Origin of the sequence: Mycobacterium sp., from assembly GCF_046330795.1 — a bacterium.
Lineage (GTDB): Bacteria > Actinomycetota > Actinomycetes > Mycobacteriales > Mycobacteriaceae > Mycobacterium.
Genome location: NZ_JAXLSA010000001.1, coordinates 1,467,573 through 1,486,669 on the forward strand (window position 1 = coordinate 1,467,573; position 19,097 = coordinate 1,486,669).

Consider the following 19,097-nt stretch of genomic DNA (forward strand, 5'->3'; position numbering starts at 1 on the left):
CAATATCATGCACGCACAAGCGTTTTCGCAAGAATACGGATAGACCAGATCGGCCGCAGAATATTAGCGGCAAACAACAATCATTAGCCGTCAGATGTTTGCCGCGCTGCGCGGCAAACAAACGCCACCGGCCGGGAGGCCGCGCCCGCGCCGATGCGCATGAGCACCACCGACAGTGCCCGGGTCCCCCTCAACCGCAGTCGGCGGCGCAACCCGTCCGGGTCGACATCCACCCCGCGCACCAGGATCTCGCACGAACCGCAATCGTTGGCCGCGAGTGCCCGGCGTAGCCGATTCTCCGAGTAGGACAGTTCCTCGAGCACCTCGAAGCCACGCACGCCGGCCGGAAGTCGGTCACCGGACAGGTAGGCGATGTGCGGATCGAGCTGCCACAGTCCGTGTCGCGTGGCGTACTGGCGCACCAGGCCCGCCCGCACCACCGCGCCGTCGGGATCGACGATCCAGCGACCGGCCGGCGCCACGCCGGATTCGGCCGGATCCGCATCGGTGATCTGCTCGGCCCGGTCGAGCACCACCGCACGGCGGGTGACTCCCGGCTCGGCCAGCCCGGGCGACCAGAGGCAGGCCTCGCGCACCGAGCCCGCCAACGACACCAGTTCGACCTCGCCCTGATATCCCAGGGCCGGCAGCGCATCGAAATCGATTCCCGGAGCGCACTTCACCACCAGATCGCGGCCGCGATAGACCTCGGACAACCGGTCCAGGGCGGGAACGTAGTCGCGCGGATCGAATCGCCGGCGCCCGTCGGAGCGGCGGGCCGGATCCGCCACGACGACAGTGTCGCGGGTGACCGGCGCCAGGGCGTCGGCACGGCAGAGCAGCGGCGCCGGCACCCCGCCCCGGGACAGATTGTGCCGCGCCATCGCCAGCCGGACCGGATCCAGATCGCTGCCCACCAGCATCGAGGCGGTGCCCCGCAGCGCGGCCAACTCGCCGCCGATCGAACAGGTGACGTCGTGCACGGCGCGACCGGCCAGCCGGGTGGCCCGGTGCGCGGCCACCGGGGCCGCGGTGGATTGCTGCAGCGAATCATCGGTGAACAGCCAGTCCGCGGTGCCGGGGAGTTTCACATCGGCGCGACGGCGCAGCAGGGTGGTTTCGATGAGGATTGCCGCGCGGTCACCGAACCGGGCGCGGACGGCGGCGACGTCGGCCACCGTGGCGCGGCCCCTCGGCAGCCTGGTCTCGACCTCGGCGAGCGCGGCGCCCCCCGGTCCGGAACCCAGGTAGGCGACGTCGCCGAGGGTGAACTCAAGCGCCAGGCTTTACCCCGGTGATCATCACGTTGTAGAACCAGCCCTTGGGTACGACGCGGCGCCAGACGTTCGCGTCGACCCAGCTCAGCGTGGTCCAACTGCCGAAGGCGAACTTCGCCCAGCCCCAGCCCAGCTTGCCGGGCGGAACGGTGGATTCGAAGGTCCGCACCGGCCAGCCCAGCATCGCCGCGGTGAACTCCTCGCTGGCGGTGGCGACCTCGACGGCACCGGCCGACCGGGCCATCCGCTCGAGGTCGGCCGGATCGAAGGTGTGCAGATCGACGATCCACTCCAGGGCGGCGGCCCGGGAGTTCTCGTCGAGTTCGGACTGCGGCCGGCGCCAGCTGCCCAGCCCGGGCAGTTTCATCGCAGCGACGGTGGACTTCCACGTCAGGTCCGCCAGCCGGCGGGCATACGCGTTGCCCACCGTGGTCGGCTCACCGGCGAAGATGAATCGCCCACCCGGCTCGAGCACCCGGATGACCTCGCGCAGCGACAGCTCGACGTCGGGAATGTGATGCAGCACCGCATGCCCGACAACGAGGTCGAAGGTGTTGTCCTCGTAGGGGATTCCCTCGGCGTCGGCCACCCGGCCGTCGATGTCCAGCCCGAGGTTCTGGCCGTTGCGGGTCGCGACCTTGACCATCCCGGGCGACAGGTCGGTGACCGACCCGCGCCGAGCCACTCCGGACTGGATGAGGTTCAGCAGGAAGAAGCCGGTGCCGCAACCCAGCTCGAGCGCCCGGTCGTACGGCAGATCACGCTGGACCTCGGCGGGCACGATCTCGTCGAAGCGGCCGCGCGCGTAGTCGATGCAGCGCTGGTCGTACGAGATCGACCACTTGTCGTCGTAGCTCTCGGCCTCCCAGTCGTGGTACAGGACCTGGGCGAGCTTGGTGTCATGCCGCGCGGCCTCGACCTGCTCCGCGGTGGCGTGCGGATTCGGGGATGGGTCTGTGGTCGTCATGGTAGGACAGCCTAACGTGCCGAGGCCGGGCCCTGGTTCGCGGCGAAGACCTCGACGTATCGGCGACGTTCCTCGGCGATCTGCTTGGGCTTGGCGGTCAGTAACCCGTCGATCACCGCCTTGGCGGCGGCCAGGGCCTCCGGCGGGGCGTCGACGAATCGCCGGGCCCACGCCACGGCCGCGTCGTAGACACCGTCCGGGGCCACCAGTTCATCCAGCAGGCCGAGGGCCAAGGCTTCCTTGGCGTCGACGAACCGGCCGCTGTAGACCAGTTCCTTGGCCCGGCTGGCGCCGACCACCCGGACCAGCCGGGCCATCCCCCCGCCGCCGGGGATCAGCCCGGCCAGGATCTCGGTGGCGCCCACCCGCACGTTGTCACCGGACACCCGCCAGTCGGCCGACAGTGCCAGGGTCAGTCCGCCGCCCAGCGCGTAGCCCGTCACGGCCGCCACCGTCGGCTTGGGGATCGAAGTGACGGCTTCGAAAGCCCGGTGGCGCACCCGGGCGCCCACAGCGGCCTCCTTGGCCGACAGCGTCCGCAACTCCGGGACGTCGTCGCCGGCACAGAAGATCTCGTGACCGCCGTACAGGATCACCGCGGCGACCTCGCTGCGGCCGGCCACCTCCTCGGCCGCCGAGGTCAGCTCGCGGTAGACCTGCCGGGTCAGTGCGTTGGTCGGTGGCCGGTTCAACAGGATGGTGCCCACGCCCGGGACAGCCGGGTCGGTGTGTACGGAGACGAACTCGCGGCCGGGCCGCCGGGTCACGGTGCGCGTCCCGCGCGGGCCGCGTTGTAGCGGGCGCTGTCGAAGAACTCGATCTCCCAGTTACCGCCGGCCACGGTCAGGGTGGGCTGCACCGCGGCGATCTGCCGATCCACCGACAACACCTCGGCCACCGTGCGCCCGGTCAGCGAATCCAGCTGCGTCCAGGTCGGCGGGAGCAGGAAGATGCGCTGGGCGCTGAATTCGTCGAGCGCGGCCTCGGGCAGCGCCCAGGCCACCCGGTCCGATTCGGTGTTCTCGCCGTCGGCACGCTGGCCCTCCGGCAGGGCGCCGACGAAGAAGAAGGTGTCGTAGCGCCGGGTGCGCTCCTCCTCCGGGGTCACCCAGTTGGCCCACGGCCGCAGCAGGTCGGCCCGCAGCACCAGGCCCTCGGTCCGCAGGAAATCGCCGAACGACAACGAATTGTCGGCCAGTGCGGCGCGGGCGGTGGCGTAGACGCTGGCGTCGCTGACGATGCCGGCGGTGCCGTCGGCGGCGCCCGGACCGGCGAACAGCACCCCGGACTCCTCGAAGGTCTCCCGGGCCGCCGCGCAGACCAGCGCGAGCGCCAGATCCTCGGCGACCCCGAGCCGTTCGGCGAACCACGACGGCGCCGGGCCGTACCAGTCGATGTCGGCGCTGCGGTCGCGGTCGTCGACACCACCGCCGGGGAATACCACCACGCCGCCGACGAACTCCATGGCGCGGTGCCGGCGCATCAGGAACACCTCGATGCCGCGGGTGGTGTCGCGCACCAGCATCACGGTGGCGGCCGGCCGGGCCGGCAATGGCTCGGGAGGGGTGTCGGTGGTCATGCTCGCCTCCTGTGTGCCGCGCGGCTGCGTACCCGTCGTGCGAAGTACCGGCCGTCGAGCACGTCGACGGCGATCGACTGCCCGAATGCCGCTGACAGATTCTCGCCGGTCAGCACATCGTCGAGCAGGCCGGCGGCCACGACGGTGCCCTCGGAGAGCATCAGGCAGTGGCTGAAGCCCGGCGGGATCTCCTCGACGTGGTGGGTCACCAGCACCAGCGCCGGGGCGTCGGGGTCGGCGGCCAGGTCGGAGAGCCGGGCCACCAGTTCCTCGCGGCCGCCGAGGTCCAGGCCGGCCGCCGGTTCGTCGAGCAGCAGCAGTTCCGGATCGGTCATCAGCGCGCGGGCGATCAGGACGCGCTTGCGCTCGCCTTCGGACAGGGTGCCGAAGGTCCGCTGGGCCAGGTGCTCGGCGCCCAGGCTCTCGAGGGTGTCGACCGCCCGCTCGTAGTCGATGTCCTCGTAGCGTTCACGCCACCGGCCCAGCACGGAATAGCCGGCCGATACCACCAGATCGCGAACCACCTCGTCGTCCGGAACCCGTTGCGCCAGAGCCGAACTGGATAGACCGACCCGCGCACGCAACTCGTTGGTGTCGGTCCGGCCGAGCCGCTCCCCGAGCACGAACGCGGTGCCCGAGGACGGATGCTCCGAGGCCGCGGCAATGCGCAGCAGCGACGTCTTGCCCGCGCCGTTGGGGCCGATGATGACCCACCGTTCGTCGAGTTCGACCTGCCAGGTGACCGGGCCGACCAGCGAGCGCCCGCCCCGGCGCAGCGACACCTTGTGGAAATCGATCAGCAGGTCGGGGTCGGTCTCGGCGTCGGCCACTCGACCATGGTAGACAGCTCATCCGCGGGCACCGGTCCCCGGTCTGACCAGCCGCTGACCGCCAACACGCGTGCCGGAGTGAGTCGCAGGATCAGCTGGACCAGCGGACCGATGGCCAGGGCGTAGACCACGGTGCCCACGCCGACGCTCCCGCCGAGCAGCCAGCCCGACACCAGCACCGTCACCTCGATTGTGGTGCGCACCAACCGAACTGACTTCCCGGTGCGGGCCACCAGGCCGGTCATCAGGCCGTCGCGCGGACCCGGACCCAGTCCGGCGCCGATGTAGAGAACCGTTGCGACGGCGTTGAGCGCCACGGCGCCCAGCATCATCGCGACCCGAGGCCCCAGGCCGGTCGGGGCCGGCAGGACGGCCAGGGCCGCGTCGACGGTGACCGCGATGACGACGACGTTGGCCAGCGTTCCGATCCCCGGCCGGTTGCGCAGCGGGATCCAGGCCAGCAGCACCGCCACTCCGGCCACCGCGCTCGCGGTCCCGATGGTCATGCCGGTGCGCAGCGAGAGCCCCTGGTGGAACACGTCCCACGGATCCAGGCCCAGCCCGGCGCGCACCATCAACGCCATCGAGAAGCCGTAGAGCATCAGGCCGACGAGCAGAGCGCTCCCGCGCGCGACGCCCCTCATGAGTGATCGGGGAACCGGGCCCGCAGGGCAGCCAGGTCCGCGTGCGCGCGCCGCAGGTCGGCGTCCAGGTCGGCGCATCGGGCGCCGGATCGGGGTTGCGGGGTTCTCAACCAGCCGGCCACCCGGGCCAGTGGCTTCCAGTTCGTGGACATGAGCCCATGGTGGCCCGCAAGTGGCTTGCCCATCAATAGCCAGTTGAGGCAAACTGGCATCCAATGACGCGAGAAATGGCCGATCGACGACTCGATGTGGACCTGTTGGCCCGGGAGCTGGGCAACTGGCGGACGGCCAACGGGAGCGGTCCGGTGTACCAGGGCTTGGCCGACGGTCTGCGGATGCTGATCGTCGACGGGCGCCTGCCGGTCGGGTCGCGGCTGCCCAGCGAACGCGCGCTGGCCGACGCACTGCGGGTCTCCCGCACCACCGTCACCACCGCGTACGCCCAGATGCGCGACGAGGGTTACCTGACCGCCCGGCGCGGTGCGCGCAGCACGACGGCCCTGCCCGAGACCATGGGGACGCCGCCCGCGCCGGATCGCACCACCCCGACGACGATCAACCTGGCCGCGGCGGCGATGTCCGCACCGGCCTCGGCGGTGCTCGACGCATTCGGCGCGGCGGCCACCGACATCGGCGCCTACCTGCACTCGGCCGGCCTGGAGTTGTACGGCGCCCCTCCGCTGCGGGCAGCGATCGCCGAAAGATATTCGGCCCGTGGTCTTTTCACCGAGCCCGACCAGATCATGGTCACCACCGGCGCCCTGAACGCCATCGGCCTGATCCTGTCCACATTCATCGAACCGGGCGATCGGGTTCTGGTGGAACAACCCACCTACCCCGGTGCGCTGGCCGCGATCGGCGCGGCCGGCGCCCGCGCAGTGCCGGTCTCCCTGGCTCCCGACGAGGGCTGGGACCTGGGTGCGCTGCACACCGCCATCCGCCAACTCGCCCCCGCGCTGGCCTACCTGATCCCCGACCAGCACAACCCGACCGGCCTGACCATGCCCGCCGAACAACGAAAGCAACTGGGCCACATCATCGTCGAGACCCGGACCCGAACCGTCATCGACGAGACCATGACCGACATCTGGCTCGACGAACCGCCGCCACCCCCGCTGGCCGCCGACGTCGCACGACCGGACCTGGCGCTCACCGTCGGGTCGATGTCCAAGTCCTTCTGGGGCGGGCTGCGCATCGGCTGGATCCGGGCCGAACAGGCCACGCTGGCCACCATCGCGGCTCGGCGTCCGTCGGTGGACCTGGGCACCGCGATCCTCGAACAACTGGCCGCGGCCAGGCTCATCGGGGCCGCCGACCAGGTGCTGCCCGAACGCCGGGAACTGATCCGGCACCGCCGCGAACTGCTGCGCGCACTGCTGGCCGAGCACCTGCCCGACTGGCGGCCGTGCAACACCCCGCTGAGCACCGGCGGGTTCGGCGAGCGGCGTACTTCCGCGAGCACGAAGCCCGCCGCATTGAGCACCGGCGGCCTGTCGATGTGGATGCGGCTGCCCGCACCGATGAGTTCGGCGCTGTCGGCGGCCGCCTCCCGGCTGGGCGTCGATATCCCGCCGGGTCCCCGATTCGGGGTCGACGGTACCCTCGAGCGCTACATCCGGGTGCCCTACGCGCTCCCGGATGACCAACTCGCAGAAGCGATTCCGCTACTGGCGCGGGCCTGGGCGCAGATCACCGGGGCCGGCCCGGCGCCGGTCGATTCACTGCCGGCCGCCGCGCCCGTGGTCTGATCAAGCCGGGGGGATGTCGACCCGGCGGGCGGTGCCGTCGACGGCGTCGGCCGCCTCGATCTCACCGCGGGTGACGCCCAGGAAGAACAACACCGTGTCCAGGTACGGATGGCTCAGCGACGCGTCGGCCACCTCCCGCAGCGCCGGCTTGGCGTTGAACGCGACCCCGAGGCCTGCCGCGGCCAGCATGTCGATGTCGTTGGCGCCGTCGCCGACCGCCACCGTCTGTTCCATCGGGACGCCGGCCTGTTCGGCGAACTCGCGCAGTGCCTTGGCCTTGCCGGGCCGGTCGATCACCGGACCGATCACCCGGCCGGTGAGAATGCCGTCGACGATCTCGAGCTGGTTGGCCGCCACGTAGTCCAGCATCAACTCGTGCGCCAGCGGGTCGATCACCTGCCGGAAGCCGCCCGAGACCACCCCGCAGTGAAAACCCAAGCGCCGCAAGGTGCGGATGGTGGTGCGCGCCCCCGCCGTCAGCTCCAACTGGTCGGCAACCTCGTCGACCACCCCGGCGGGCAGCCCCGCCAACGTGGCCACCCGCTCGCGCAGCGACTCCTCGAAGTCGAGTTCACCGCGCATGGCGGCCTCGGTGATGGCGGCGACCTTGGCCTCCGCACCCGCGCGCGCGGCCAGCATCTCGATCACCTCGCCCTGGATCAGGGTGGAGTCGACGTCGAACACGATCAGCCGCTTGGCGCGGCGTTCCAGGCTGTACTCCTCGATGGCGACGTCCACGCCCTCGTCGGCGGCCACCCGGGCCAGCGCAGTCTGCAGACGGTTCTCGGCGCCCGCGGGCACGGACACCCGAAGTTCGAGTCCGGTGACCGGATAGTCGGACACCCCGCGAATGGTGTCGATGTTGACGCCCAGCGCGGCGGCCTCGCGGGCCAGCACCCCGAACGCCGTCGCGGTGATGGGCCGGCCCAGCACGACGATGGTGTGCGTGGACGGCTCCCGGATGACCCGGATGTCGTCGCTGCGCTCGATGCTGACGTCGAGCCCGAGTTCGTGAACGGCCTCCTGGATCTCCCGGTACAACGGTGATCCCTCGGCCGTGTCGGAATCCCCCGAGCCGCCGGACACCAGCACACCGAGCACCAACCGCCCCCGGATGACCACCTGTTCGACGTTGAGCAGATCAACACCGTGGCGCGAGAGCACCTCGAACAGCGCCGAGGTCACACCGGGACGGTCGACACCGGTGACGGTGATCAGCACCGGCACCTGCGACGTCGACACGCCTAGGCGTGGGTGTGCGTGTTGGTGTGGTCCCGGCCCACGTGGGCCTCGGCGCGCATGCGCTCCACCATGTGCGGGTAGTGCAGCTCGAACGCCGGCCGCTCGGAGCGGATCCGCGGCAGCTCGGTGAAGTTGTGCCGCGGCGGCGGGCAACTGGTGGCCCACTCCAGCGAGTTGCCGTAGCCCCACGGATCGTCGACGGTCACGACCTCGCCGTAACGCCAGCTCTTGAACACGTTCCAGAGGAACGGCAGCGTCGAGATCCCGAGGGTGAATGCGCCGATGGTGGAGACCACGTTCAGCGTGGTGAACCCGTCGGAGGGCAGGTAGTCCGCATACCGGCGCGGCATACCCTCGTTGCCCAGCCAGTGCTGCACCAGGAACGTGGTGTGGAACCCGATGAACGTCAGCCAGAAGTGGAACTTGCCGAGACGCTCGTCGAGCATGCGGCCCGTCATCTTCGGGAACCAGAAGTAGATGCCCGCATAGGTCGCGAACACGATGGTGCCGAAGAGCACGTAATGGAAGTGCGCGACGACGAAGTAGGTGTCGGACACGTGGAAGTCCAGCGGCGGGCTGGCCAGCAGCACGCCGGACAGGCCACCGAGGAGGAAGGTCACCAGGAAGCCGACGGAGAACAGCATCGGCGTCTCGAAGGTCAACTGGCCCTTCCACATCGTGCCGATCCAGTTGAAGAACTTGATGCCGGTGGGCACCGCGATCAGGAACGTCATGAACGAGAAGAACGGCAGCAGCACCGCGCCCGTCGCGTACATGTGGTGCGCCCACACGGCCACCGACAGCGCCGCGATGGACAGCGTCGCGTACACCAGCGTGGTGTAGCCGAAGATCGGCTTGCGGGAGAACACCGGGAAGATCTCGGAGACCACGCCGAAGAACGGCAGCGCCAGGATGTACACCTCGGGGTGGCCGAAGAACCAGAACAGGTGCTGGAACAGCATCACCCCGCCGTTGGCCGGGTCGTAGACGTGCGCCCCGAGGTGTCGGTCGGCGGCCAGGCCGAACAGCGCGGCGGTCAGGATCGGGAAGGCCAGCAGCACCAGGATCGAGGTCACCAGGATGTTCCAGGTGAAGATCGGCATCCGGAACATGGTCATGCCCGGGGCGCGCATGCAGACGACGGTGGTGATCATGTTGACCGCGCCCAGGATGGTGCCCAGACCGCCGACGGCCAGGCCCAGGATCCACAGGTCCCCGCCCGCGCCCGGCGAGTGGATGGCGTTGCTCAGCGGGGTGTAGGCGGTCCAGCCGAAGTCGGCGGCACCACCGGGGGTGATGAACCCGGACAGCGCGATCAGCGCGCCGAACAGGAACAGCCAGAACGACAGCGCGTTGAGCCGCGGGAAGGCCACGTCGGGGGCGCCGATCTGCAGCGGCATCACCAGGTTGGCGAAGCCGAACACGATGGGCGTCGCGTAGAACAGCAGCATCGCGGTGCCGTGCATGGTGAACAGCTGGTTGAACTGCTCATTGGACAGGAACTGCAGGCCCGGGGCCGACAGCTCCACCCGCATGAGCAGCGCCATCAGGCCGCCGAGCAGGAAGAACGAGAAGCACACGACGCAATACATGATGCCGATCAGCTTGTGATCGGTGGTGGTGATCAGCTTGTAGACCAGGTTGCCCTTGGGTCCCATCCGCTCCCGGTAAGGACGGGTGGCCTCGAGTTCACCAATCGGGGGTGCTTCGGCGGTCAAGAGATCCTCCAAACATCGCGGACTTGAGCAGAATCCTAGCCGCCGATCGCCCGTGTGTCGGCGCGGGTCCGACAATACGTCGTAGATGTCTTCGCGACGGCCCCAATCCGCACGTCGGCGGGGTGCGCCGGGTCGTCTTTGTTACCGTCGGGGCCGTGCGTGCGGTCCCGATTTCAGCCGGTGTCCTGGCCGTCCTGTGGCTGGCCCCGACCGGCTGCAGTCAGCCGCAGGGCATGAGTCCCGTCACGCCGTCGACCAGCATCGTCACCAGCACCACCAAGATCGCTTCGGCCGGTGTGCTGGGAAATCAGCGCCGGCCCGACGAATCGTGTGCGGCCGAGCCGGTGCCCGCCGAGCCCGGCGAGGGTACGCGGCGGGTGGCCAGCGGCGCCGGTAGCGGAGATGTCGCCGAGGTTAACGTGCCCGTGGACCCGGCCCGGATCGTCGCACTGGACGCGGGCCAGCTCGATGCGCTGTGCGCGCTGGGACTGCAGTCCCGCGTCGTGGCTGCCGCGGTGCAGCCCTCGTACCTGGGGACCGTGCTGCACGGCGTGCCGGTGGTCGGTTCGCCCGGCAACCTCGATCCCGGTGGCATTGCGGCGGCCGAGCCGGACCTGATTCTGGGCGCCCAGGCCGACGGAGCAGCGACGTACGGGGCGCTGTCCGCGATCGCGCCCACGGTGTTCACCGGACCCGGCGGGGCGAAGTGGCAGGACACGCTGCGGGCCGTCGGTGCGGCCACCGGCCGGGGCACCGCGGCCCAGGATCTGATCACCGCATTCGACGACCAGGCCAAGCAGATCTCGGCGGCCGCTGATGCCGCGCACTATCAGGCCTCCATCGTGCAGCTGACGGAGAACACAGTGCGGGTCTACGGCGCCGACAACTTTCCGGCCTCGGTGCTGGCCACATTCGGGGTGGACCGGCCCGCGGCCCAACGCTTCACCGACCGGCCTTACCTCGAAATCGGTTCCACTGCAAAGGAATTGGGCGATGCTGACTTCTCTGCGGCCGACGCCGACATCATCTACCTGTCGTTCGATTCGGCGGCGGCCAAGGACCGGGCGGGCGCGGTACTCGACAGTGCGGCCTGGCGCAGGCTCTCGGCCAACCGGGACAACCGGGTGTTCGCGGTGAACAACGAGGTCTGGCAGACCGGCCAGGGTCTGGTGGCCGCCCGCGGCATTCTCGACGACCTGCGCTGGATCAACGCCCCGATCAACTGATCGGGCGGGAATCAATCCGGCGGGCAGCCGGTTGCGTGTGTTCAGCCACATTCACTGGCGTGTGTGGCAATTACTTCGATAAGCTATGCATATCTGATTCACCTGTAGGGACACGAGAAGAAGACATGACAACGACAATCCCCGCCTACGCCGCGACCTCCGCCACCGAACCCCTGACCCGGACCACCATCGAGCGCCGCGACGTCGGCCCGCACGATGTGGCCTTCGACATCAAGTTCGCCGGGATCTGCCACTCCGACATCCACACCGTCCGCAACGAATGGGGCCGGGCCGGTTTCCCGATCGTGCCGGGCCATGAGATCGCCGGCATCGTCACCGAGATCGGTTCTGAGGTAACGAAATACAAGGTCGGCGACCGCGTCGGTGTGGGCTGCTTCGTGGACTCCTGTCGCGGATGCGACAGCTGCCTGGCCGGCGAGCAGCAGTACTGCACCGGCGGCGGAATGGTCGGCACCTACAACGCCACGGGCCGGGACGGGCAGCGCACCCAGGGCGGCTACAGCACCGCGATCGTCGTCGACGAGAACTACGTGCTGCGCATCCCGGATACCATCCCCCTGGACCAGGCCGCTCCCCTGCTATGCGCCGGCATCACCACGTATTCGCCGCTGCGGCACTGGAACGCGGGCCCCGATTCGCAGGTCGCGGTCATCGGACTGGGCGGTCTGGGGCATATGGCGGTCAAGCTCGCGCACGCGATGGGGGCGCAGGTGACCGTCCTCAGCCAGTCGCTCAAGAAGATGGAGGACGGCCTGCGCCTGGGCGCCGACGAGTACTTCGCCACCTCCGACCCCAGTACCTTCAAAAAGCTCGCGGGCCGGTTCGACCTCATCCTCAACACGGTGTCGGCCAACCTGAATCTCGGCGACTACCTCGGCCTGTTGAAGACCGACGGCACCCTGGTCGAACTGGGCATGCCGGAGAACCCGATGAGCGTTCCGGCGGGCGCACTGATCTTCGGGCGGCGCAGCATCTCCGGCTCACTGATCGGCGGCATCCCGCAGACCCAGGAGATGCTCGACTTCTGCGCCGAACATGACGTCACCCCGGAAATCGAGGTCGTCGACGCCGCGTATGTCAACGAGGCCTACGAGCGCGTGCTCGCCAGCGACGTGCGGTACCGGTTCGTCATCGACACCGCGACCATCTAGTTCTTCCGCTCAGGAGCCACTTTCTTCCCCTCCCAATCGGGTTCTCGGGAAGAAGGTGGCCCCTCGGCGTCTACGCGTCCGGCGCTTCCGCCTCGAGACCCGCGAGCGGCCAGCCGGCGGCGGCGAGCTTGGCGGCGACGCGGTGGACGTTCTCCGGCCCCGCATCGTGGTGGGTGACGTCCTGGATGAAGGACTCGATCTCGTCGCCGGTGATCGATCCATCGGCCAACGCGGTCGAGTCCGTCGCGGTGATGTGGCGGACCACTTCCTTGATCTGATCCTCGGACAACGGCGTGTTGCGCAGCAGCGCCAGCAACGGGACGCGATCCTGGCCCGGCACGCCCTCGGGATAGCCGGCACGCAGCCAGTCGAGGACCCGGTGCAGCAACTCTTTGGTGGTCACCCGCTCATTGTCGCGACCGGCCGTCATGGCCGCCAGGGCGGGTGGGACAGTTCAGTCCTCGTTCACCCCACGTTCACCGGGCCCCGTTCGACGAATTGGCGCAAAGCACTTGGTGTTTCGCGCCAATTCGTACGTCTGGGCGGCTTTAGAAGTCCCAGTCCTCGTCCTCGGTGACGACGGCCTTGCCGATCACGTACGACGATCCCGATCCCGAGAAGAAGTCGTGATTCTCGTCGGCATTCGGTGACAGCGCCGACAGGATGGCCGGGTTGACGTCGGTCTCGTCACGCGGGAACAGCGCCTCGTAACCCAGGTTCATCAGCGCCTTGTTCGCGTTGTAGCGCAGGAACTTCTTGACGTCCTCGGACAGGCCAACGCTGTCGTACAGATCCTGGGTGTACTCCACCTCGTTGTCGTAGAGCTCGAAGAGCAACTCGTAGGTGTAATCCTTGAGCTCCTGTTGCTTGACGGTGTCCTCGAGCGCCAGGCCCTTCTGGTACTTGTAGCCGATGTAGTACCCGTGCACGGCCTCGTCGCGGATGATCAACCGGATCATGTCGGCGGTGTTGGTCAGCTTGGCCCGGCTGCTCCAGTACATCGGCAGGTAGAAGCCGGAGTAGAACAGGAAGCTCTCCAGCAGCGTGGAGGCCACCTTGCGCTTCAGCGGCTCGTCACCCTTGTAGTACTGCAGCACGATCTCGGCCTTGCGCTGCAGGTTGGGGTTCTCCTCCGACCAGCGGAACGCCTCGTCGATCTCGACCGTCGAACACAGGGTGGAGAAGATGTTGCTGTAGCTCTTGGCGTGCACCGACTCCATGAACGCGATGTTGGTGTAGACCGCTTCCTCGTGCGGGGTCAGCGCATCCGGGATCAGGCTGACCGCACCGACGGTGCCCTGGATGGTGTCGAGCATCGTCAGGCCGGTGAAGACCCGCATGGTCAGCTGCTTCTCGTTGTCGTTCAGGGTGTTCCAGGACGGGATGTCGTTGGACACCGGCACCTTCTCCGGCAGCCAGAAATTCCCGGTCAGCCGGTCCCACACCTCGGCGTCCTTCTCGTCCTGCAGACGATTCCAATTGATGGCCGAAACGCGATCGATGAGCTTCATTCCATCGGACATTCGAGGACCCCTCTTGACGGTGCGGGCAGCGATGAGCTGTGTGTCCGCAACACTACAACTGGGGTCCGACAACTCGCTGCAACACAACACGTTGTGTCGCCGGCGAATATTTCAGGAATCCGCGGCCTCACCGGGTTCGCGCAGGACGGCCTTGTGGATGGGCAGCTCGCGGTCGATCCGGATGCCCAGCAGTTCGGTGGTCCCGATGATCGCGCCGATCATGATGGTGGTCAGGTGATCGATGAACTTCTCCCGCGGCATCCGGCGCGGCGTGTCCGAATCGGGCCCCAGCCACCAGTCGGTCGCCGAGGCCGCGGTGCCGAACGACGCGTGCGCCGCCAGCTCCAGCGCCTGGCGGTCCAGCTCCATCTCCCGCAGTTCGTTGTTGAAGAGCTCGGCCATCGCCAGGGTGATCTCGCGACCCTGGTTGACCGCGCGCATGGTGGCCTCGGCCTGCTCGGGGAACCGGCCGGCGAGCACGAACCGCACCACGTTGGGGTGGTCGTCGACGAGGTAGACGTATTGCTCGATGCTCTTGCGGATGACGTCCTGCGACGAGTCGGTGGCCAGGTTGATCACCGGGTAGATCTCGGCCCACAGCATGTCCCGCAGGCGCTCACCGATGGCCTGGAACAGATCCGACTTGTCGGCGAAATGCCGGTAGATCTTGGGTTTTGCGGTGCCGGCCTCCTCGGCGATCTCGCGGACGCTGACCTCCGGGCCGTGCAGGTCGATCGCGCGGAACGCCGCGTCCACGATCTCGGCGCGCACCTTCTTGCGGTGCTCGCGCCACCGTTCACTGCGCGCGTCGACCTTGACCCCCGGGGGAACGGCCACGTCCCCGCTGGGCTTCGGTTTCGGTCTCGGCACCACGCGCACGATGTCCAACTTTACCGTTGCGACCGCGTCAATTGGCCCTGACCTGCCCACACGGCGGGGCGGACGGAAATTCACTAGCATCGCGGGCAAGTCGGGTTTCCTCGAGTTGGGGAGACGAATGTGTCGGAACGATTCGATCTGGCCGTGGTCGGTGGTGGGCCCGCCGGTTCGGCAGCGGCCTGGCGGGCCGCCCAGACCGGCGCGAATGTCGTCGTCCTCGACAAGGCCGACTTCCCCCGCGACAAACCCTGCGGCGATGGCCTGACCGCGCGCGCGGTGAGCTACCTGCAGCGGATGGGCCTGTCCGGCGAGCTCTCCCGGTTCCATCGCGTACGCGGGGTGCGGGTCTTCAGCCCCAGCGAGTGGGAACTGAGTTTCCCGCGCCGTCCGGGCATGCCCGACCACGGCTACGTCGCCCGACGCCCCGAGCTGGACACCTTGCTGCTCAAGCACGCCGCTTCCGCCGGGGCGCAGATCCGCCAAGGCACCGAGGTGGCCGGGCCGCTGCTGGACGGCACCGGCCGAGTCTGCGGCGTCGAGCTGCGCGACGGCGGCAGCGTGCGTGCCGACGCAGTGATCGCCGCCGACGGCGCCTACTCCCCGATCAAGCGCGGACTTCACCTGCAGTCCCAGCGAAATGGCTACTCCGCCATCGCGATTCGCGCTGAGATGCCGATCGAGCGGCCGGACTTCGACGAGTTGGAGATCCACCTGAAGCTGAGGTTCCAGGGCGATCAGCTGCCCGGCTACGGGTGGGTCTTCCCACTCGGCAACGGGCGGGTCAACATCGGCCTGGGGTACGTCAACAGCTACCGGGGCTGGCAGAAGATCAACGCCACGGACTTCCTGGGCGACTTCATGGCCACGTTGCCACGGGAGTGGGCGCTGCCCGGTGTGGCGGACCTCAAGCGGGCCGGCGAGGTTCGCGCCTGGCGACTGCCGATGGGCTTCACGGCCTGGCCGCCCTGGCGGCGCGGCGTCCTGTTCGCCGGTGACGCCCTGGGCGCCGGCCGGCCCACCTCCGGCGCGGGGATCTCCAAGGCACTGGAGTCCGGCCTGGCCGCCGGCGACTGTGCGATCGCGGCCCTGACCAACGGCGGGCCCGACGATTTCACCAACTATGCGCAGCGGATGGAGGAGGCCTGGGGCCGGGAGTACCGGCGTGGCAGGTACTTCCACAAACTTGCCGGATACCCGCGGGTGGCGCGGGCCGGGTTGGCCGCGCTCGACAGTGCGCCGTTCCGGGATCGCCTGCTGCGGATGCTCTACAAGAACGCCCAAGCGCCGGCGCACTCGTAATAGATTCCTCGTCGTGGTCGACGACGGACATCTCCTGGGTATCGAGGCCGCCGGTCGGCTGGCCGCCCTGGGCGTGGCCGACATCGCGCCGGGCCTGGCCGACAGTGAATTCGAGCGTATCGAAGCAACTTTCGGGGTCGAGTTCGCCGACGACCACCGCGCTTTCCTGGCTGCCGGGCTGCCGCTGGGCGACATGTGGCCGGACTGGCGTGACGGGCCCGAGAAGAAGCTGCGCGAGCGGCTGCGGTGGCCCGCCGAGGGTGTGCTCTTCGACGTCGAGTGGAGTGAATTCTGGTATCCCGCTTGGGGTCCGCGACCGGCGGCCATGAAACACGCCCTGCGGTCGGCGCGCTGGCAGCTGGACCGGGTACCGCAGATGGTGCCGGTCCATTCGCATCGATATCTGCCCGCCGGTCGCGGTACCTTCGGCCATCCGGTGCTGTCGATGTATCAGACGGACATCATCTGCTACGGCGCCGACCTCGCCCAATACATCGACCGCGAATTCGCGCACGCCGAGTCACGGGCCGCGACGCCCACCGTCGAATTCTGGTCGGACCTGGTCAGTTGACCCGGTAAGAGCTCTAGGCTGCTCCTGTGCGGAGCAGCCACAGCGGACTCACAGTTCTCCGGCCGATCCTGGCCGCACTCGCCGGCCTACTGATCGGATACCTGGCGGTGCTGGCCGCATGGCCATCGGTGCGCGAAGCCATGCCGACCTGGTTGCAGTGGTTGGGCCGGCCCAACTCTGCGGTGACCATCGCCGTGATCAGTGTCGTGCTGATCGCCCTGGCTGCGACGCTGGCGCAACCCGGCCACGACCGGCGCACCGGAGCCCCCGTGCTGATCGTGGTGGGCCTGGCGTTGACCAGCGCGATGCTCGGCGTCGCGTCCTACTGGCGATGCCAGGACGACACCCACCCGGACTTCTTCACCCCGTTGGTCTGGACCGCCGGACTGGTCAAAGGCGGCGACCCGGCGCGGTCGCTGGATTCCGGAGCGTGCCCCGATCCCCTGCCGGTAGCCCTCGACATCGCTCAATTATGCGCCTTGGCAGCGGTTTTCCTCTCCGTCATCGGCGTTGCCGTCGCACTGTTCCGGTCCCGGCTGGACCGGCTACGGGTGCACTTCGCGCGCTCGGTCACCGTCGTCGTCGATCTCGACGACGACGCGTCCTCGATGCTCGCGGCCATCGCCGACACGAGGCAGGGGCGCGGCACGCTGGTGGTCGTGGCGTCCGATGCCGACCTACCCTGCGTGCGTACCGCCCGCAACAAGGGGGCCCGGATCCTCACCGCCGATCTCTCCCGCCCGGAGAGCCTTGCCGCACTGCCCATCTGGCGAAAACTCGATCGGCTCTACCTGCTGGCGCCCGATCCGTCGACGAACGTGGCGCGGCTGCGCACCATCACCGCCGCCCTGCCGGGATCGGCCAGGCGGATTCCGCTGACCGTCCGCATCGACGACCCGTGGCAGGCCGCTGCCTGGCGCGACGAACATCTCGGCGGCACCGACACCCATTGGGCGCCCGACGCCGTGGGCCGATACGAGGTGACCGCGCGCCGTCTCCTGGACGAGATCACCGGCGAACGACGGGCACAACGGATCCTGGTGTGCGGCATGTCCCGGTTGGCCCTGGCCCTGTGCGCCGACATGTCCCAACGCATCCTGGAACAGGGCTACCACCCCCAGCCGGGTAGATCGCTACCTCGACTCACACTCGTCGGGCCCGATGCCGAGGAGTACCTCGCCGACCATGAGCATGCCCGCGAGCAGAGCGGTGGCCGGCCCGAAGAGGGCGGGATCGGAGCGGTGCGCGACCGGCCCACCGTCGCGGTACTGACGAGATACCTGACCGCCCATCCGAATACCGCGGTCATCCTGACCGACGACGCGGGACTGGACGGCACCACGGGAACCCGCCTGGCCGCACGCTTTCCGGCGACCCCGATCTACGCCTACGAGCCCGGCGCCGGCACCGGGACGGACCGGCCACCCGTGTTCGGGCAGCTGCGCACCTACCGGTTGAGCATGGATATGGCCGCCGGTCAGGCCCCGGATGCCTGGGAGCGGGCGGCCCGGCTGATCCACGACCGCTATGTCGCCGAGAACGGTGGGCAGACTGCGGCGGCGGTCCCGTGGGAACAACTCGACGAGTTCTACCGGGGCTCAAACCGCCGTCAGGTACGCAACGCACTGAGAATGGTCGAGGAGATCGGCGGTCACACCTGGAATACCTGGGGCTATCCGCCCGATGGGTTGTCGACTGCCCGGCTGCGCGGGATAGAACCACTGGATGCATTGCGCTGCTTGGGTTTCGACGAGAAGACCGCGGTGGCGATGGCGCGCGCCGAGCACGAGAACTGGTACAGCTACTACCGGACGGCCGGCTGGCGGTACGGCGAGGTCCGCAAGGATGCGGCGAAGATCCACGACAAACTCATCGATTTCGACGACCTGCAATCCGACCCGGCACTACTGCGGGCCGCTCTGGCCAGTCTGGTCGCCACCCTGACGAAGCTGCGCGAACTCGGCTACCGATCCCGTCCGGCCACCGATGCGCTCGGCTGGCAACAGTTCCGGCGCACCGGCGAGGTCGTCGCGGAGCGCCGCGACCAACCGTGGTCCTGGACCACCTCCTCGGGACACACCCTGCGTGCGGCCGCCGGCGACTGGTTCGTGGACGACGGCCTGGGTGACGAACACTCGGTGCGCGACGACATCTTCCGCGCCACGCACGAGCACGTCGGCGGCAACCGCTGGCGGCGCACCGGAACGGTCGAGGCCCGGCCGGCCCGCGCCGGCGAGGTGGTCGACACTTTGGAGGGGCCGGTAACCGCCGCTGAGGGTGACTGGGTGGTACGGGGCGATGCCGGCGAGTGCTGGCCGGTACCCGCGGACGCCTTCGCCGAGCGGTATGAATCCGTCGGTCCCGATCGACCGGCAGGTCCGGACACGGACTGACGTCGTCGATCTCACCTCACGAACGTCGC

The 19,097-nt window shown here is 68.8% G+C and carries 18 protein-coding genes; 6 read left to right on the forward strand and 12 right to left on the reverse strand.

Annotated elements, in window-relative coordinates; translation table 11 throughout:
• Window positions 1-83: 83 nt before the first annotated feature.
• From U0R18_RS06945 to U0R18_RS06975, 7 genes are read right to left on the reverse strand one after another with little or no spacing between them, the layout of a single operon-like run.
• Window positions 84-1,283, reverse strand: coding sequence for a THUMP-like domain-containing protein (locus U0R18_RS06945; protein WP_526367499.1), 1,200 nt, complete (start codon window positions 1,281-1,283; stop codon window positions 84-86).
• Entirely contained in the window at window positions 1,273-2,244 is a 972-nt protein-coding gene (locus tag U0R18_RS06950) for a class I SAM-dependent methyltransferase (RefSeq protein WP_526367227.1), read from the reverse strand. Before U0R18_RS06950 ends, U0R18_RS06945 begins: the two co-directional genes overlap by 11 nt.
• Window positions 2,245-2,255: 11 nt before the next feature.
• Window positions 2,256-3,011: an enoyl-CoA hydratase gene (locus U0R18_RS06955; protein WP_526367229.1), complete on the reverse strand. Its 756-nt coding sequence runs from the start codon at window positions 3,009-3,011 to the stop codon at window positions 2,256-2,258.
• On the reverse strand, window positions 3,008-3,823 hold the full coding sequence (locus tag U0R18_RS06960; RefSeq protein WP_526367231.1) for an NUDIX hydrolase: 816 nt from the start codon (window positions 3,821-3,823) through the stop codon (window positions 3,008-3,010). The genes U0R18_RS06955 and U0R18_RS06960 overlap by 4 nt, the downstream gene beginning before the upstream one ends.
• Window positions 3,820-4,653, reverse strand: a complete 834-nt coding sequence (locus U0R18_RS06965) for an ABC transporter ATP-binding protein (protein WP_526367233.1) — start codon at window positions 4,651-4,653, stop codon at window positions 3,820-3,822. Before U0R18_RS06965 ends, U0R18_RS06960 begins: the two co-directional genes overlap by 4 nt.
• The gene (gene yczE / locus U0R18_RS06970; RefSeq protein ID WP_526367235.1) at window positions 4,620-5,297 is read right to left on the reverse strand and encodes a membrane protein YczE; all 678 of its coding nucleotides are present in this window, start codon (window positions 5,295-5,297) and stop codon (window positions 4,620-4,622) included. The genes U0R18_RS06965 and yczE overlap by 34 nt, the downstream gene beginning before the upstream one ends.
• Window positions 5,294-5,449, reverse strand: a complete 156-nt coding sequence (locus tag U0R18_RS06975; protein ID WP_526367237.1) for a hypothetical protein — start codon at window positions 5,447-5,449, stop codon at window positions 5,294-5,296. Before U0R18_RS06975 ends, yczE begins: the two co-directional genes overlap by 4 nt.
• Window positions 5,450-5,512: 63 nt before the next feature.
• Here U0R18_RS06975 and yczR point away from each other — a divergent pair, with 63 nt between their 5' ends.
• Window positions 5,513-7,045 (forward strand): MocR-like transcription factor YczR, encoded by a 1,533-nt coding sequence (gene yczR / locus U0R18_RS06980; RefSeq protein ID WP_526367239.1) that lies wholly within the window; start codon window positions 5,513-5,515, stop codon window positions 7,043-7,045.
• Here yczR and serB read toward each other — a convergent pair whose 3' ends face one another.
• The gene (gene serB / locus U0R18_RS06985; protein ID WP_526367241.1) at window positions 7,046-8,287 is read right to left on the reverse strand and encodes a phosphoserine phosphatase SerB; all 1,242 of its coding nucleotides are present in this window, start codon (window positions 8,285-8,287) and stop codon (window positions 7,046-7,048) included.
• A gap of 2 nt (window positions 8,288-8,289) precedes the next feature.
• The gene (gene ctaD, locus U0R18_RS06990; RefSeq protein ID WP_526367243.1) at window positions 8,290-10,005 is read right to left on the reverse strand and encodes an aa3-type cytochrome oxidase subunit I; all 1,716 of its coding nucleotides are present in this window, start codon (window positions 10,003-10,005) and stop codon (window positions 8,290-8,292) included.
• Window positions 10,006-10,160: 155 nt separating this feature from the next.
• Between ctaD and U0R18_RS06995 the strand changes: the two genes are divergently transcribed.
• Together U0R18_RS06995 and U0R18_RS07000 are read left to right on the forward strand one after the other, a co-directional pair.
• Window positions 10,161-11,231 carry an ABC transporter substrate-binding protein gene (locus U0R18_RS06995; RefSeq protein WP_526367245.1) on the forward strand — a complete coding sequence of 357 codons (1,071 nt, stop codon included), beginning with the start codon at window positions 10,161-10,163 and terminating at the stop codon, window positions 11,229-11,231.
• A gap of 125 nt (window positions 11,232-11,356) precedes the next feature.
• Window positions 11,357-12,403 carry an NAD(P)-dependent alcohol dehydrogenase gene (locus U0R18_RS07000; protein ID WP_526367247.1) on the forward strand — a complete coding sequence of 349 codons (1,047 nt, stop codon included), beginning with the start codon at window positions 11,357-11,359 and terminating at the stop codon, window positions 12,401-12,403.
• A gap of 70 nt (window positions 12,404-12,473) precedes the next feature.
• Here the strand turns inward: U0R18_RS07000 and U0R18_RS07005 are convergent, their stop codons facing one another.
• The 3 genes from U0R18_RS07005 to U0R18_RS07015 form a co-directional block, all read right to left on the reverse strand.
• Complete coding sequence (locus tag U0R18_RS07005) at window positions 12,474-12,806, reverse strand: DUF3349 domain-containing protein (RefSeq protein ID WP_526367249.1); 333 nt, start codon at window positions 12,804-12,806, stop codon at window positions 12,474-12,476.
• Between the two features lie 145 nt (window positions 12,807-12,951).
• Entirely contained in the window at window positions 12,952-13,926 is a 975-nt protein-coding gene (gene nrdF, locus U0R18_RS07010; protein ID WP_526367251.1) for a class 1b ribonucleoside-diphosphate reductase subunit beta, read from the reverse strand.
• A gap of 111 nt (window positions 13,927-14,037) precedes the next feature.
• Window positions 14,038-14,799, reverse strand: a complete 762-nt coding sequence (locus U0R18_RS07015; RefSeq protein WP_526367501.1) for a TetR/AcrR family transcriptional regulator — start codon at window positions 14,797-14,799, stop codon at window positions 14,038-14,040.
• A gap of 126 nt (window positions 14,800-14,925) precedes the next feature.
• Here U0R18_RS07015 and U0R18_RS07020 point away from each other — a divergent pair, with 126 nt between their 5' ends.
• From U0R18_RS07020 to U0R18_RS07030, 3 genes are read left to right on the forward strand one after another with little or no spacing between them, the layout of a single operon-like run.
• Entirely contained in the window at window positions 14,926-16,104 is a 1,179-nt protein-coding gene (locus U0R18_RS07020; RefSeq protein WP_526367253.1) for an NAD(P)/FAD-dependent oxidoreductase, read from the forward strand.
• A 13-nt stretch (window positions 16,105-16,117) separates the two neighbouring features.
• The gene (locus tag U0R18_RS07025) at window positions 16,118-16,675 is read left to right on the forward strand and encodes a hypothetical protein (protein WP_526367255.1); all 558 of its coding nucleotides are present in this window, start codon (window positions 16,118-16,120) and stop codon (window positions 16,673-16,675) included.
• A gap of 26 nt (window positions 16,676-16,701) precedes the next feature.
• Entirely contained in the window at window positions 16,702-19,068 is a 2,367-nt protein-coding gene (locus U0R18_RS07030; RefSeq protein ID WP_526367257.1) for a hypothetical protein, read from the forward strand.
• Window positions 19,069-19,097 lie beyond the last annotated feature (29 nt).